The sequence below is a fragment of the Paenibacillus dendritiformis genome (assembly GCF_021654795.1).
Classification (GTDB): domain Bacteria; phylum Bacillota; class Bacilli; order Paenibacillales; family Paenibacillaceae; genus Paenibacillus_B.
This window is the reverse complement of the sequence record NZ_AP025344.1, coordinates 3,185,026-3,199,156: the sequence shown is the minus strand read 5'-3', so window position 1 is coordinate 3,199,156 and position 14,131 is coordinate 3,185,026. Positions and strand designations below refer to the sequence as shown.

Below are 14,131 nucleotides of genomic sequence, written 5' to 3'. Positions count from 1 at the left end.
GAGCCTGATGCTTTGCCGCGCAGCAGGGCATAATTTTACGGGCGGGGCCAATTGACGGTATGATAAAAGCGCAGAACGATGGCTGGGCCGACTTGATAACCGCGCCGAAATAGCTTGCCGTTGTGGCGTGACCTCCGTTTGCAATATCAATCCGAATCCGAAATGGAGATGACTTGGGATGCAAAAAATTACGACTTTTCTTATGTTCGAGGGACAAGCTGAAGAGGCAATGAATTTCTACACCTCGTTGTTTTCAGATGGAGAGATTGTAAGTCTCGTTCGCCAAGACGGCAACGGGGGAGGCCAGGAAGGGAAAGTGCTGCACGCGGTCTTTGCGCTGAACGGGCAGACGTTCATGTGCATTGACAGCAGCCTGAAGCATGAGTTCACCTTTACGCCATCGATGTCGCTGTTCGTGAACTGCGAGAGCGAAGAGGAAGTCGATGAGCTGTATGCCAAGCTGTCGGAAGGCGGGCAAGAGCTGATGAAGTTGGGTCCTTCCCCGTTCAGCAAGAAATTCGGTTGGGTAAATGACAAATTCGGCGTCTCCTGGCAGTTTAACTTGGCCAACAACAGTAAATGATTCGCGGTATCGGATATAGCGGGACTGCGCTGTTCTCTATTTTCATCACATTGTGATATATTTCACATATTATAATCCAAATTCATGTTATAGTAGAACCATAAAGAAGAGGGAGTGAGAATGATGAGAACCTTCAAAACCTTCGACGTTCAGAAGCACGCCGACAACGTAACCCGCAACTACCTCCAATTGTGCTATATGTGCGACGACAATCACCGCTGTACGACTGAGAACGAGTGCAAGCGATGCTGGGAGGAGAACGGCGCCGTAGCGGAGCAGCAAGACGACACTCGGGATTTGCTGCAAGCTTACTATGCTTAATCGAGGCTGGATCAAAAATGAGAGCTTTGTATACCCAACTATGTGAAAAGAATAACTTTCCAATTGCGATTCACCCCTTTATAAAGGCCAACCTTTGCGCTTCCGCCAGAGGATTGGCCTTTTTCATGTCCTTGGAGCCGGAAAAGGGGAGCCGCTGCGGCGTGTCGCACGGTTAAAATCGTGATACAATAGAAGAAGATGAGCAACGAAAGGAAGGATCCCGATGCCCCAACGGAAGCAGCTTGAAGTATACTACGATGAATGGTGTCCGCTGTGCGCCGGAATCCGGCGCCGCCTCGAACGATGGGATTGGCTTCATGCGCTCCGGTTCCGTTCGATCCGCGATGGCGAGGCCATATCTGATATGGCAGCGAGGGGAATCTTGCCGGATGCGTTGGAAGCGCGGATGCATGTCCGACGCACCGGAACCGGGGAGATTGATTCGGGAATCGCCGCCGTGCTCCGGCTGTGCTCCCGGGTGCCGCTGCTAATGGGATTATGTCCTGCGGTCTGGCTGACCATCAAGCTTGGCTTCGGCGAGCGAGTGTACGATTGGATCGCGTCCCGGAGGATGATCGTGCCTGCGGGCGGGTGCCTGGAGGACGGCTGTAATTGGGAGAGAGGGTCATCCTCCTGATATCCTGCCGCCCGGCGGGAGACGAATGAGGAGAAGGAAGATAAGACTGCGGCTCCAGACGGACTCCTCGCGAGAAGCAAAGAGGACGCATGGAGCCGCGGGAAGGCAAGACTAGACTTGAAGATAACGCTTTCTTTTCGCTGCAACTTACATTTCCTTTTTTAATTGGCTGATTCTCCCTTGGCTTACGCCGAGGATTTTGGCGAGTTCCTTCTGGCTTGCTCCAGGATACTCTTCGAATGCTTCCCGGAGACGCTGGATCAGTTCGGACGTTTTGGCTCGCTTCTTGGCCTGGGGCTGAGGGGCAATAGGTGCCATGTCTTGGGCTCCGGCGAGTTCCTTCAGGCAGGAAGAGCAAATGAATTGATCCTTGTAGTAAGTCACACTTTCCATACTCCGGCAGAAAGTGCATTCCGTCGAAGTATATTTCCGCAGCACAAGAATATGATCATCCAGCACAAAAAACTCCACTGCATCTCCAATCTCAATGTTGCGGGCATTGCGAATTTCAACCGGAATAACAATGCGGCCAAGGCTATCTAAGCTACGAATCATACCCGTGTCCTTCATCAGGCACCCCTCTCGCTTCTGGCTATCATTTTTTAATAGTATAACAAATAAATGATGGTAAAAAAAGGCTTATTATCCTGTCAAAAAATGCTATTTATCGACAAAAATACATAGTTCTTTATTCATCGGTCTGGTTCAAGGCGCGGAAGATGACGGAAAGGAACGATGGGCAGGGGCATGAGAAAGGAACTGTTCGGACAAATTAATCCTATTCAAAAGAGAGGGCGGATGTGCATGAAAACAAAGTTTACTTCTTATCTCATGTTCCGAGGCGAGGCGGAAGAAGCGATGAACTATTACATAGACGCGTTCAGCGTTCGGTTCCGGCCAGATCGTCACGATTAGCCGCTATGGCGACGTCAGGAACAATGTCGAGTCGAGCATCGCGGAGGAGGACTGCGATAAGCTCATTCACGGGGAATTTATCGTCGGCGGCCAGACGCTCTATTGTGCCGACAGTGCGGGAGACGGGCAGCTTGAGGAGAAGCATCGCGTCCAACTGACGATTGCTTGCGGCAGCGAGGAGGAAATGAACCGGCTCTACGAGAGGTTGTCCGCAGGAGGGCGTATTCTGATGCCATTGCAGATGACGTTCTGGCAATCGAAGTTTGCGGTGGTCGCGGATCGATTCGGCATTTGCTGGCAGCTGGACTTGCCGCAGTCTGCTTCCTCTTGAAGAAGAAGCTGGGGCTGAACGGGGAATAGGGGCATCTGTCCGGTCATATGGGGCAATCAAGTTTACATAATATAAATTATGTTATATCAATAAACGACTGAATAAGGCTGGGCAGCCGGAGCTTGCCGGGCCAATTCACCGCCTCTCCAGATCCGGGCCAGGAGAACGCCATGAATGAGAAGGCTTGAGTGCAAGAGAGGGCGATAATCCCATTGACATTGCCAGAATACACTGGAACGAGAAAAGGCCCGAAGAACGGCTCTCCGGGCTTGTACACAATTCCTTCTTGGAAGGCTTCAATAGGGCGCCGTCTGATAGTCGAAGAGGGGAGATATTTGTTCGTTGCTGTAGGTTTGGTGGAAAATATGCGTTGCCGCAGGCGACATCGGCGGTATCAGCCATGACCAATCGCCGGTCAGGGGACGGTCCGCTTCCGCCTCCTGCTGCTCGAAGCGCTTGAACTGCTGAGCCGCAGTATGATGATCGACGATGCTGACGCCGGCTTCCTTGAAAGAGTGCAGGACGGCCGCGTTCAGCTCGACCAAGGCCCGATCTTTCCACAGGGTCGCATTGGAAGCGGTGTTCAGTCCCATGCGCGCCGCGATGACAGGCAGTTGTTGATAGCGCTGCTCATCCGCCAGATTGCGGGCGCCGATCTCCGTGCCCATGTACCAGCCGTTGAACGGAGCCGCTTTGTAGTCAATTCCCCCGATCTCGAGCCGCATATCCGCAATGATCGGGACCGCATACCAGCGGAGACCGAGCTCTGCGAACCAGCCGTATTCCGGATGCGTCAGCGGGACCTCCAGCACTTCCTCCGGCGCCAGCTCCACCCATTGCGGCGGCTCGCTGCCGGCCTGAACGACCAGGGGCAGAATGTCGAACGGGGTCCCCGCGCCCTGCCAGCCCAGCGATTCGCAGATGCGGGTGAAGCGGAGCGAATGCGGATCGCCCCAGCGGCGGCCGTCTTTGTCATAGCCTGCATAGCGGATCAGCTGGTGGTTCCAGATCCGAATCGGCTCGCTGCCGGGCTCGTCCGCCCGGAAGACTGTCACCGTCGGCCGGATCTTGCCGCCATTGGTCGCGAAGGCGATATGCCTGCGCAGCGCTTGCAGCACTTCAGCGGCCGTGGACGCTTCCCGTTCGTCGATGACCTGCAGGGACGGCCAGAATAAGCGGCCGATGCAGCGGTTGCTGTTGCGCCACGCCATTTTGGCGCCATGCTCCAATTCCTCGAAGGTATGCGCATAGGTGCCCCGGGAGGCGACCTCCCGCTCAATCTCGCTCATTCGCCGCTTCGCCGCGGCCGCATCCTTGCCGAGCTCGTGGTAGCAGCGCGCGATGAAGCTGGCCGCCGCCTCGATAAGTTTCTCTTCCCTTGTTCGCGTTTCCGTCATATCTATTGCTGTCCTTCCTTCAATCTGTCGTCAATACCTTCAGCATATCATACCGGCCGCCTCATTCCCGTGTCCGTTTCCGACATTTTCTTTACGGCTTCCGCAGCCGCGAATGGCTGCCCGAGTCCAGGGCGCGGGTTCAAGGGGAGCAAGCGCCGCAAGCGGGGCATCGTGGCACCGGTTCGCATTTCCCCCGAATTCAGATATTGGTGACATGCAAGCTGTCACCAATGCCGTGATATAATGCATACAGCAGGAGCGAAAAGATTACAGCGCGAATCGGAAGGAGGAATGGAATCCGCCATGAAACGTTCGGACCGTCTGGCCGCCATTGTGATGGCGCTGCTAACGGGGACGGAGACCGCCCAGTCGCTGGCTGACAAGTTCGAGGTATCCAAGCGAACGATATTGCGGGACATGCAGGCTCTGAGCGAGATGGGGGTTCCCTTCTACGCCGCGACCGGCCCTGTCGGCGGATACCGGCTCATGGACGGCTATAAGCTTCCGCCCTTGCAGTTCAGTCCGTTGGAGGCGATGACGGTCTTGTGCGCGCTTCAGGGCATGACCCAGCTTGCCGATACGCCGTTCAACGCCGAACGGTGGAGCGCCTTGAGCAAAATCAAACAGGCGCTCCCCGATCAGGTGAGGAGCGAAATCGAGCCGCTCCTGGACAAGCTGATCTTGTCGATGCCGAAGCGGAATTACCGGGTTCCGGTGCTGAACCGGCTGATGGACTGCGCGGCTGAAGGCATCTGGATTCGGGCCCGTTACCGATCGGCGAGCCAGACGCGCTGGCTGCGGCTCCGGCCGCTGCGCATCGTGTCCGCGCACGGCTACTGGTATTGCGAAGCCTTCTCCCACGATCATGAGGAAGAACGAACCTTCCGGGTCGATCGGTTCCAGGAGATCGAGCGCATCGAAGCTCCGGCGGAGCTGGAAGCGTCCCGGCTCAAGCGCAGCCGCGTCAAGGAGGCGCCGGATGCCGGCGGCGGCGAGATACCGATCCGCGCCCGCCTGACGTACCGCGGCGCGCTTCTGGCCGAGCAGGACGAGCATATTGGCGATCGGGTGCTCCAGATTGGGGAAGAGGAGTGGGAGGTCGAATTTGAGTGTCCGCGGAGCGAATGGGAATGGGCGGCAGGTTTCTTCTACGGTCTGGGGCCCGACGCAGAGGTGCTCGAGCCGCCGGCCCTCCGCCGGGCAATCCGTGATCGGGCCGTACGCATGTGCGAACGGTATGCGGCGGATGAGCCGGCCGGGGAGCCCCGGGTTCAACAGATTTCGAAGGAGGAAGAAAGATGAGGCAGCCAATGATTGATACATATGAAGAAGCAATCGAGGCCGTACGCGCCTGCGGCATCCTGCCGCTTGCTCCCTTAATTCCGGATCATCCCTCCCTATCCGGGATTACGCTGCCCGAGCGGTGGCATTCCGATACGGAACTCGATCCTTGGCGCTGGCGCGTCCGGTTCCCGGGCGACGGCATCGCGGCGTATGGGAAGTTCATGAAGAAGAAGGCGATCTTGGTCGCCAGCGATCTGGTTCCTTCCGTGAGGAGCCTTCTCGGAAGCAGCCGCAGCATCGCGCAGCGGTACGGCGACGGCCTCATATCGAAGGCCGCCAAGGAGGTATATGCGATAATCGAGGAGGAGCAGGGGATCGAGACGCGGGCGCTCCGTGCCTCGGCCGGCATGAAGGCCAAGGAGAGCAAGAAGGAATTCGATCAGGCATTGGCGGAGCTCCAATCCGGATTCGACATCGTCATCTCCGGCGTCAGGGCGCCGCGGAACGAGGCCGGCGAGGTGAACGGCTGGAACAGCACTTGCTTCGAGACGGTGGAGCATTGGATGGAGGGCGCGGGGATTCCGTTGGCGCCGATGTCGGCGCACGAGGCAAGAAGCCGCCTGCAAGCGCGTCTGGGGGAGCACAGCAGTCCGCAGGCGATGGCGTACTTCGCGAAGGTATTCGGCTTTTGAATATATGATTAATCATGTTAAATATTAAGGAGGTTTAATAGAATGGGGAAACCACCTGGATTGGAAGCCGCAGCCTCTTTTCTTTATGACAACGCCCGGCTGCTGGATCGGCGCCGCTTCGAGTATCACTTTGCGGGCGGCCGCGCCGAGGATGTGCTCGCAGCGCTGCGGGCTTATCAGAATGAGGACGGCGGGTTCGGCCATGCGCTGGAGCCCGATATCCGCTGTCCGCACAGCCAGCCGGTGCCGACGGAGATGGCGCTGGCGCTTATGGATGAGATCGGCGTCTTCGATGCGGACATCATGGAGGGCATCGTGCGGTACTTGCGCAGCATCTCCGTTCCGGGCACCGGCGGCTTCCCGCTGGCGTTCCGGACGGTGAATGATTATCCGCACGCCCCGTGGTGGACGATCGAGGATGACAGCCGCGCCTCGCTGAACCCGACCGGACGGATCATCGGGCTGATGATGAAGCAGCCCGGGCTGGAGGAGGTCCAGGAAGCAGACTGGTTCCGTCATGCGGCCGAGTTCGTATGGAGCCGCATCGGGCAGCCCGATCTCCACGGCTTCCATGATCTGATTCAATGCGTTACGTTTCTGGAGCATGTCCCGGATCGGGACAGGGCGGAACCGCTGCTGGAGCAATTGGATCGCGTCCTGCGGCAGCCAGGGGTCATTGAGCTGGATCCGCATGCGGAAGGCTATGTGCACAAGGCGCTGGACTGGGCTCCGGCGCCGGAGAGTTACTGCGCGCGGTTCATCGGCCCGGAGGACCTTCGCCGGCATCTGGACGCGTTGGAGGAGGGGCAGCAGGAGGACGGCGGCTGGACGATTAGCTGGCCGGCGGTCAGCGCGGCCTGCGAACTCGAATGGCGCGGCAGCGTCACGGTCGATCGTTTGCTGACGCTTCGCAGCTTCGGCAGACTGCCCCGAACCTAATCATAACGGCGTCCCCTGCTGAGCGGGCAGGGGACGTGCGATGACTATCGATGCTGCGAAGGGATCCGTTCCAGCATGACGGAACGCAGCTTGACTTTGTCCGCCTGCCAGATCTCGTTGAACTTCGAATGGCGATCCTTGATGAAGCGGGAGGTCAGCGTCAGCTCATACGTGCCGGGGGCAGGAATGAAGACCTTCCCCAGCCGGGAATGGACCTCCTTGTAAGGATACTGGCATGACTGGGATTCAGCGATGACCGAATCTTCCTGCGGAACCGTCTCGATCGTCTCACCGGCGAACGTGAGCCGAATGCCATCGCCATAGGAATCGGGGAGCGACGCGTCCGCGCGCTTGAAGCTGATGAGCGAGAGCGCATAGGCGCCAGGCTCCGTCACCGCGATGTTCCAATCCGCCCGCCGCACCGCCGCGGTCCCGTCGCCGAGGCCGCCCGCCTCTGTCACCGCGCCTGACGTGATGTCGACCTTCAGCAGGCCGGACGGGAGCACCGTGAATCCGGTATCGAGATCGTGCACGTCTTCGACTTCGAGCGCGATGACGGATACCGCCCGATCCGGGGCCGTGTCCGGAAGGGACACGGACAGCGTATGACGTTCCGTGCCGCCATGGTAGGTGTGGGTGAGAGGAAGCTCTCTTCTCAACGGGTCTGCAAGCAGGTATGCCTTGATTACGCGGCTGCGCATCCCTTGCAGCTTCAACGGGCCGCGCGGCCACCTGTCATTGAATACGTGCAGGTAGAGGCGTCCCGGCTTCGCAGTCACGGCACCCCAATCGAATTCATAAGGGAAAGGACTCGCGGAGGCGCCGTAAACCGCTTCCGCATTCCGTTCCGTCCACTCCCCGATCTCGCGAAGCCGTTCTGCCGCCGGCTCCGGTATCGTTCCTTTCGGCGAAGGACCGACATTCAACAGCAAGTTCCCCCCCTTGCCGACTATGGTGACCAGCTGGCGAATAAGGGAATCGGCCGTCTTCCAGGCTTGATCTTTCGGACAGTATCCCCATGTCTCATTCATGGTCATCGGCGTCTCCCAAGGCCGGGATTCCTCGCCGAACATCGGCGTCTCGTTGTCGCCCTTGGATTGATAATCGCCCATTCCCCGGTATTGGCTCACCCGGCTGTTAATGAGACAATCCGGCTGAAGGCGGCGCACATGGGCCACGATATCCTCGCTGTCTTTCTTCGACAGCTCGCCCGCCGTATCGAACCAGAGGAGGCCGATCGGGCCATATTCGGTAAGCAGCTCCTTGATTTGCGGCTTCACAAGCTCATTCCAATACGTATCGAATTGCTTCTCTTCCATTTTGTAATCCCATATGTTGTTGGCGAACTGATGCACCGAGTGCGGATGGTGCCAATCGATGACATGCGAATAATAGAAGCAGAGGCGGATGCCTTCCTCCTGGCAGGCCTGCGCCAGCTCCTTCATCGGATCGCGCTGGAACGGCGTCGCATCGACGATATTGAACGGTTCGGCCTGGGAGCCGTACATCGCGAATCCGTCGTGATGCTTGGCGGTAATCACGATATACTTCATGCCCGCCTGCGCGGCCAGCCGGACCCATTCCTTCGCGTTGAAGCGCTCGGGATTGAATTGCTCTGCCAGCGATTCATATTCGGCGACCGGTATTTTCGATCCGTACATATGCCATTCGCCTTCTCCGGGAAGGGCATACAGTCCCCAATGGATGAACATGCCGAACTTCGCTTCCGTCCACCAGCTCATCCGCTCTGCCTGCTCGCGATTCGACGGTTGAATCGCCCCTGCCACATTCATTCCACCGCCTCCTTGACATGGATTAGGCACCGTTCGGGCATGAATGCCGATTGAGATGCCCTCTTTCCCTCATACCTATTCGCTCTCCGGCGGTCTCATCACTGCTGCGTCGCCATGCCCGGCCCAATTGGGTTCGATGGCCCGCCCGAACGGCAAGGATAGGGAGGCAATAGGGAGGCAGCCTTCATCGTGCCGAGTTCCCTCATCCCGGGAAAATGACGGCGTCTCTGCATGGCGCGGCCTCGGGGAATGGGGCTTGACAAGCCCAAGCGTCAAGAGCAACTCTTGCGGAACAAAGTCGCCCCAGGGCGGACGTTTATTTCCGGAACGTGTCTGTGACGAAGGGGCATCCGCCGCAACTTATGACCCCTTCAGCATCGTCAGCAGCATGTAACCGGCCATTCCCCAGATCAGGACGGCCGATCCTTTGTTCAGCCACGCCAGGCGCCGGCCCGTCGTATCCAGCTTGCGCAGCACCCTGCCGGCGATCGCCAGGGAGATGAACCACAACCACGATACTAGCACGGCGGCGGCGGCAAAAATGCCTCGGTCCGTTCCCGCATACTTCAAGGAGCTCGTGCCGATGACTCCGATCGTATCCATAATCGCGTGCGGGTTCAACAGCGAGACCGAAGCGGTAAAGACCATTTGCCGCTTGATCGAATCGGCCCGACGCTGCGGCTGCACGCCGTCTCCGGCCGTCTTCCACAGACTATATCCAATATAGAGGAGAAACAGAAATCCGGCGGCGAACAGCACATTTTTCAGCCAGATCCATTGGAGCAGCAGCAGCGACACGCCTTGCACGGCCAGCACGATGAGCAGCGTGTCGCATAAGGAGGCGGTAATGACGGCAGGCGCCGCCTTCCATAGCCGGGTATGAAGCGCCCCTTGATTGAAGATGAACACGTTCTGAACGCCTAACGGCAGTATGAGTCCGAATGCCAACAATACGCCATGTACAAAAGGTTCCCACATCTGTTCCATTCTCTTCCTTCCCGTTGCTTGTTGCGTCTTGCGCAGGACAAGGTCAAGCATACCTGGCCGGCTTCGGGTTGTCACCGACCATTTGGTTGTGTCCGAGCCCAACCAAAAGCTATAATGGAGCTGCGATGCGCAGGCTTCCGGCCTGCGGAGTGAACAGGGAAGGAGAGCGGCGATGCCGAATGCGTACAAGGCGGACTGGAAGCCGGATCCACGGCTTCCGCTGCCCATCTACAGACAGATCGAGCAATATGTCCAGGGGAGGATTCGCAGCGGCGAATGGAGCATCGGGATGAAGCTTCCCCCGCAGCGGAAGCTGGCCGCAGCCTTCGGCGTCAATCGAAGCACGGTCGTTACCGCGATGGAGGCGCTGATGGCGGAAGGGTGGATTGAAGGCCGGGGCCGGGGAGGAACCCGGGTCATCGGAATTCCCGACGAACGTGCCCGCCGGCCGATGAACCTTCCGGATTGGAATTCTTACGTTGAAGAAGGGGCGCATTACCCGAATCTGCCGATGATCCAGACCATCAACCGGCTGGAATTCGATCCGGATATCATCCGGCTCGGCACCGGGGAATTGTCGCCCGAGCTTCTGCCGCAGGAGCAGATCCGCGAGCTGTTCGCTTCCTTGGCGAAGCGGCCCGTCTCCCTCGGCTACGAGCAGCCGCAAGGGGATGAGGAGCTGAGGCGGCTGCTGAGCCGGGAGTTATCCCGTCAAGGAATCCAGGCGTCGCCGTCGTCCATTCTCATCGTCTCCGGAGCGCTCCAGGCGCTGCAGCTCATCTCGGCCGGGCTGCTGGAGCGCCAGTCGGCAATCCTGCTGGAGAAGCCGTCTTACTTATATTCGATCCATGCCTTCCAATCCGCCGGCATGAAGCTGATAGGCCTGCCGATGGACGAGGCCGGGCTGCGGCTGTCCGAGCTGGAGCGGTGCTGGCGGACCTATCGGGCCTCGATGCTGTATACGATTCCGACCTTCCACAATCCGACCGGAACGGTGATGAGCGAGGCCCGCCGCCGGCAGCTCCTGACGTTATGCGGGACGATCGGGCTGCCGGTGCTGGAAGACGGCGCTTATCAGGAATTATGGCTTGATCGGGAGCCTCCGGCGCCGTTGAAAGCGCGCGACGATCATGGGATCGTCCTGCATGTGGGCACGATGTCGAAAGCGGTTAGTCCCGGCTTGCGGATCGGATGGGTGGTCGGTCCGGAGCCGGTCATCGAGCGGTTGGCGGACATCAAAATGCAAACCGACTACGGCTCGAGCTCCTTGTCGCAGCAGGCGGCCAAAATGTGGTTCGCGTCCGGCATGCATGGGCCGCATCTGGACCATATACGCACGCGGCTGCGGGAGCGGCGCGACGCCATGCTGGCGCTGCTGGAGGCCCATTGGTCGGATATCGCCGACTGGTCGAGGCCGGAGGGGGGCTTCTATGTCTGGGTTCGCCTGACATCGCCGATTCCGGTGCAGCGGCTGTTCAACCAGGCTTTGAAGCAGGGCATCTTATTGAACCCCGGGGTGCTGTATGACCGATCCGCCGTCCGGCGGCTTCGCTTGTCCTATGCCTATGCGTCGCTGCCTGAGCTGGAGCATGCGCTCAAGCTGCTTCCAGAGCTGATTCGCGGCCGCTAAACGGCACGGTTGCCAAAAGAACATAATAAATATTATGTAAACTTAATGATGTTAATGGATGTGCGATGTGAACAGGTATCGATATTGGTCACCACTCAATACCTCCATGCAGCATCCGGCGAATTTTCAACTAATTAATGAGGTTAATGTTTTTTTGCTCTTTTGCTCTGTTGAATTGAACGATCCATCCGGCTCTTTCGTATCACATATAACTGAAAGGAAGAGAAGGAGAGAGCGAACCCATGATCATCGTCACTACTGAACGTCCCGCGAACCGGAAAGTGAGAGAAGCGATTGGTCCCGTCTTCGGGCTGACGGTCCGTTCGCGCGGCATAGGCAAAGATATCGCGGCAACCCTCAAAGGCCTGGTCGGCGGGGAAATTCATCAATATACCGAGATGCTGGAAGACGCGCGCAAGCAGGCGCTGGATCGGATGGTGGCCAACGCCCGGACGATGGGCGCCAACGGCATCGTGATGGTGCGCTTCGATTCGGGGGAGGCGGGGAACCGGATGAGCGAGATCGTCGCTTATGGCACAGCGGTGATTCTGGAAGAGGAGACGCCATGCTGAAGTGGATCCTGGCCTATTTCGGCTTCCAGTTCTTGCTGTTCCTTATTCTGCTGCTGATCGCCAGGAAGAAGGATCGCAGGCTGAAGCTGGAGCAGGCGGAGGAATTGCCGGACGGCTGCATCCCGACACGGGAAATTTTCCGCGATCCGTCGACCGGGCAGATTGTTGCGGTGTACTATCATCCCGCGACAGGGAAGCGGTATTACTTGCAGGAGGCCGCGGAATCGAAGCGGCGATGGCGGTAACCCATTAATAAAAATAACGGAAGGATCAAATATTTAGAAAATTTAGAAATAAGCTGTTTCACTCCCCTCCGCAATGGGTAAGTTGATCTATAACCCTATTTATACTTCACATCTTCCTGTGAGCAATAGGGAACATTGAAGGAGGTTGTTATGTCATGAGTGCACACGGCAATACTTCTCAACTCACCGCTGAACGGAGAACGGATTTCAAGCGTTCCTCCACCCGGTGCCTGCGCGAGAGCGGGCGGATTCCGGCCGTTGTCTACGGGCCGTCCATGGAGGGAGTTCCCATACATCTGGATGCGAAGGAAGTCTATAAGTTCGCGCGTACGAGCCGTTCCGAATTGTTCCACTTGAAGGTCGAAGGCAAGACGATTCCTGCCGTTATCAAGGAAGTGCAAGAGCGCTGGGGCAACTGGATCCATCTCGACATCCAGCAGGTGTCCGAGAACAAGCCGCTGCGCGTCAAGATCGCGCTGGATTATCAAGGGGTGGCGGCCGGAACGAAGGTGGGCGGCGTCCTGCAGACCCAGGAAGTGGAGCTGGAAGTCGAGGGTCTTCCTTCCAACCTGCCGACATCGATTCCCGTCGATATTTCGCATCTCAATGTCGGGGACAAGCTGACAGCAGGCGAAGTGAAGCTGCCGGAAGGCATCCAGCTGGCGGGAACGGGCAGTGAACTGCTGGCCTCCGTTATCCTGCCGCGCGGAGCCGGGGCGGCGGAGACGGAGCCGGAGACCGCCGAGAGCGCGGCGAAATAGCTTGGCGTATTGGCCTTTATCCATAAAATAAGAAGAGGAGCGTCTGACAGATACAGGTCAGGCGCTTTTCTTTTGTCACGGAGATTTCATGGTTCTGGAAAAATGGTGCACACTACGTAATGACATCATGATTATCGCATAGGCGTGCAGTGCCAATGCAGGAAGGAGCCTTGAATATGTCTGGAAGAGCCGTGCTATGCATTCTCTGCTGCAGTCTGCTCTGCACCTTGTGCTTCGGCTGCAAGGCTCCCTCGGCCTCTACGCAAGCCGCGGATCCGCAAGCGGCCGGCCAAGCCGGCCTTCAAGCAAGACAGGCATCTCCGGCGGCAGACCCGCCATCCGCTTCCGATCGGGGCGAGCAAGCCGGCAAGCAGGCGAGCCGCCCGATTCCGGATGCGGACAGTCCAGGCGTTCTCGTCAATAAGCGGCATGGGCTCCCCCCGGGGTATGCGCCGGCCGATCTGGTCTTACCGAAGGTGCGGACGCTTACGGGAATGGAGTCGAAGCGGTATTGGCTGCGCCGTGAAGCCGCCCAGGCGCTGGAGCGGTTGTTCGCCGCGGCCGAGCGGGACCATATCTATCTGGCCAGCGTCTCGGCTTACCGCTCGTCTGCCGCGCAGACCGCCGTATACCGCCAATATGTCGATACGGAAGGCTCCCGGCGGGCAAGCGTCTACAGCGCCGCCCCGGGCCACAGCGAGCATGAGACCGGCTTGGCCGTCGATCTGTCCGGCAGCGACGGCCGGTGCGCGGTGCAGGATTGCTTCGCGGCTACGAAGGAAGCGAAGTGGCTGGCGGCGCATTCGCACCGCTTCGGTTATGTTATCCGTTATCCGCGAGGAAAAGAGGAGATAACCGGTTATCAGTATGAACCGTGGCATCTCCGCTATGTCGGCCGCGATCTGGCTGCGCGGTTGACGGCAGGGGGAATGACGCTGGAAGAGTATTATGGGGCCGATAGCCGCGAATAAGGATGGCTGCCGTCCCGCTTGCCGTTCTGTCCGGGCGGCGACACTGGCCTACAAGCATCATCCGGTTGCGTAA

16 protein-coding genes are annotated in these 14,131 nt (G+C 58.4%); 12 read left to right on the top strand and 4 right to left on the bottom strand.

The window, feature by feature from the left end; genetic code table 11:
• The first annotated feature begins 178 nt into the window (after positions 1 to 178).
• From L6439_RS14005 to L6439_RS13995, 3 genes are all read left to right on the top strand, one after another.
• Positions 179 to 583 (top strand): VOC family protein, encoded by a 405-nt coding sequence (locus L6439_RS14005; protein WP_213469331.1) that lies wholly within the window; start codon positions 179 to 181, stop codon positions 581 to 583.
• A gap of 120 nt (positions 584 to 703) precedes the next feature.
• A complete protein-coding gene (locus L6439_RS14000) occupies positions 704 to 904 on the top strand; it encodes a hypothetical protein (protein ID WP_237096870.1) in 201 nt (66 codons plus the stop codon).
• Between the two features lie 223 nt (positions 905 to 1,127).
• Positions 1,128 to 1,541: a thiol-disulfide oxidoreductase DCC family protein gene (locus L6439_RS13995; RefSeq protein WP_213469332.1), complete on the top strand. Its 414-nt coding sequence runs from the start codon at positions 1,128 to 1,130 to the stop codon at positions 1,539 to 1,541.
• Positions 1,542 to 1,688: 147 nt separating this feature from the next.
• On the opposite strand, the gene L6439_RS13990 is transcribed toward L6439_RS13995, so the two are convergent.
• On the bottom strand, positions 1,689 to 2,111 hold the full coding sequence (locus L6439_RS13990) for an AbrB/MazE/SpoVT family DNA-binding domain-containing protein (RefSeq protein ID WP_168180384.1): 423 nt from the start codon (positions 2,109 to 2,111) through the stop codon (positions 1,689 to 1,691).
• Positions 2,112 to 2,442: 331 nt separating this feature from the next.
• Here L6439_RS13990 and L6439_RS13985 point away from each other — a divergent pair, with 331 nt between their 5' ends.
• The gene (locus L6439_RS13985) at positions 2,443 to 2,787 is read left to right on the top strand and encodes a VOC family protein (protein ID WP_331253388.1); all 345 of its coding nucleotides are present in this window, start codon (positions 2,443 to 2,445) and stop codon (positions 2,785 to 2,787) included.
• Between the two features lie 296 nt (positions 2,788 to 3,083).
• Here the strand turns inward: L6439_RS13985 and L6439_RS13980 are convergent, their stop codons facing one another.
• Positions 3,084 to 4,184: a nitric oxide synthase oxygenase gene (locus L6439_RS13980; RefSeq protein ID WP_168180385.1), complete on the bottom strand. Its 1,101-nt coding sequence runs from the start codon at positions 4,182 to 4,184 to the stop codon at positions 3,084 to 3,086.
• 303 nt (positions 4,185 to 4,487) lie between these two features.
• On the opposite strand from L6439_RS13980, the gene L6439_RS13975 reads away from it, so the two are divergent.
• From L6439_RS13975 to L6439_RS13965, 3 genes are read left to right on the top strand one after another with little or no spacing between them, the layout of a single operon-like run.
• Positions 4,488 to 5,486 (top strand): helix-turn-helix transcriptional regulator, encoded by a 999-nt coding sequence (locus L6439_RS13975; RefSeq protein ID WP_213469333.1) that lies wholly within the window; start codon positions 4,488 to 4,490, stop codon positions 5,484 to 5,486.
• Entirely contained in the window at positions 5,483 to 6,160 is a 678-nt protein-coding gene (locus L6439_RS13970) for an AlkZ-related protein (protein WP_213469334.1), read from the top strand. Before L6439_RS13975 ends, L6439_RS13970 begins: the two co-directional genes overlap by 4 nt.
• 42 nt (positions 6,161 to 6,202) lie before the next feature.
• On the top strand, positions 6,203 to 7,099 hold the full coding sequence (locus L6439_RS13965) for a hypothetical protein (RefSeq protein WP_168180388.1): 897 nt from the start codon (positions 6,203 to 6,205) through the stop codon (positions 7,097 to 7,099).
• A 44-nt stretch (positions 7,100 to 7,143) separates the two neighbouring features.
• Here L6439_RS13965 and L6439_RS13960 read toward each other — a convergent pair whose 3' ends face one another.
• Entirely contained in the window at positions 7,144 to 8,892 is a 1,749-nt protein-coding gene (locus tag L6439_RS13960; protein ID WP_213469335.1) for an alpha-L-fucosidase, read from the bottom strand.
• A 360-nt stretch (positions 8,893 to 9,252) separates the two neighbouring features.
• Positions 9,253 to 9,870 (bottom strand): LysE/ArgO family amino acid transporter, encoded by a 618-nt coding sequence (locus tag L6439_RS13955; RefSeq protein ID WP_168180408.1) that lies wholly within the window; start codon positions 9,868 to 9,870, stop codon positions 9,253 to 9,255.
• A 181-nt stretch (positions 9,871 to 10,051) separates the two neighbouring features.
• Between L6439_RS13955 and L6439_RS13950 the strand changes: the two genes are divergently transcribed.
• From L6439_RS13950 to L6439_RS13930, 5 genes are all read left to right on the top strand, one after another.
• On the top strand, positions 10,052 to 11,509 hold the full coding sequence (locus tag L6439_RS13950) for an aminotransferase-like domain-containing protein (protein ID WP_213469336.1): 1,458 nt from the start codon (positions 10,052 to 10,054) through the stop codon (positions 11,507 to 11,509).
• Positions 11,510 to 11,751: 242 nt separating this feature from the next.
• Positions 11,752 to 12,081, top strand: a complete 330-nt coding sequence (locus tag L6439_RS13945) for a YbjQ family protein (protein ID WP_168180391.1) — start codon at positions 11,752 to 11,754, stop codon at positions 12,079 to 12,081.
• Positions 12,075 to 12,326, top strand: coding sequence for a hypothetical protein (locus L6439_RS13940; RefSeq protein ID WP_168180392.1), 252 nt, complete (start codon positions 12,075 to 12,077; stop codon positions 12,324 to 12,326). The genes L6439_RS13945 and L6439_RS13940 overlap by 7 nt, the downstream gene beginning before the upstream one ends.
• A gap of 155 nt (positions 12,327 to 12,481) precedes the next feature.
• On the top strand, positions 12,482 to 13,087 hold the full coding sequence (locus L6439_RS13935; protein WP_168180393.1) for a 50S ribosomal protein L25: 606 nt from the start codon (positions 12,482 to 12,484) through the stop codon (positions 13,085 to 13,087).
• Positions 13,088 to 13,263: 176 nt separating this feature from the next.
• Entirely contained in the window at positions 13,264 to 14,058 is a 795-nt protein-coding gene (locus L6439_RS13930; RefSeq protein ID WP_237096869.1) for a M15 family metallopeptidase, read from the top strand.
• Positions 14,059 to 14,131 lie beyond the last annotated feature (73 nt).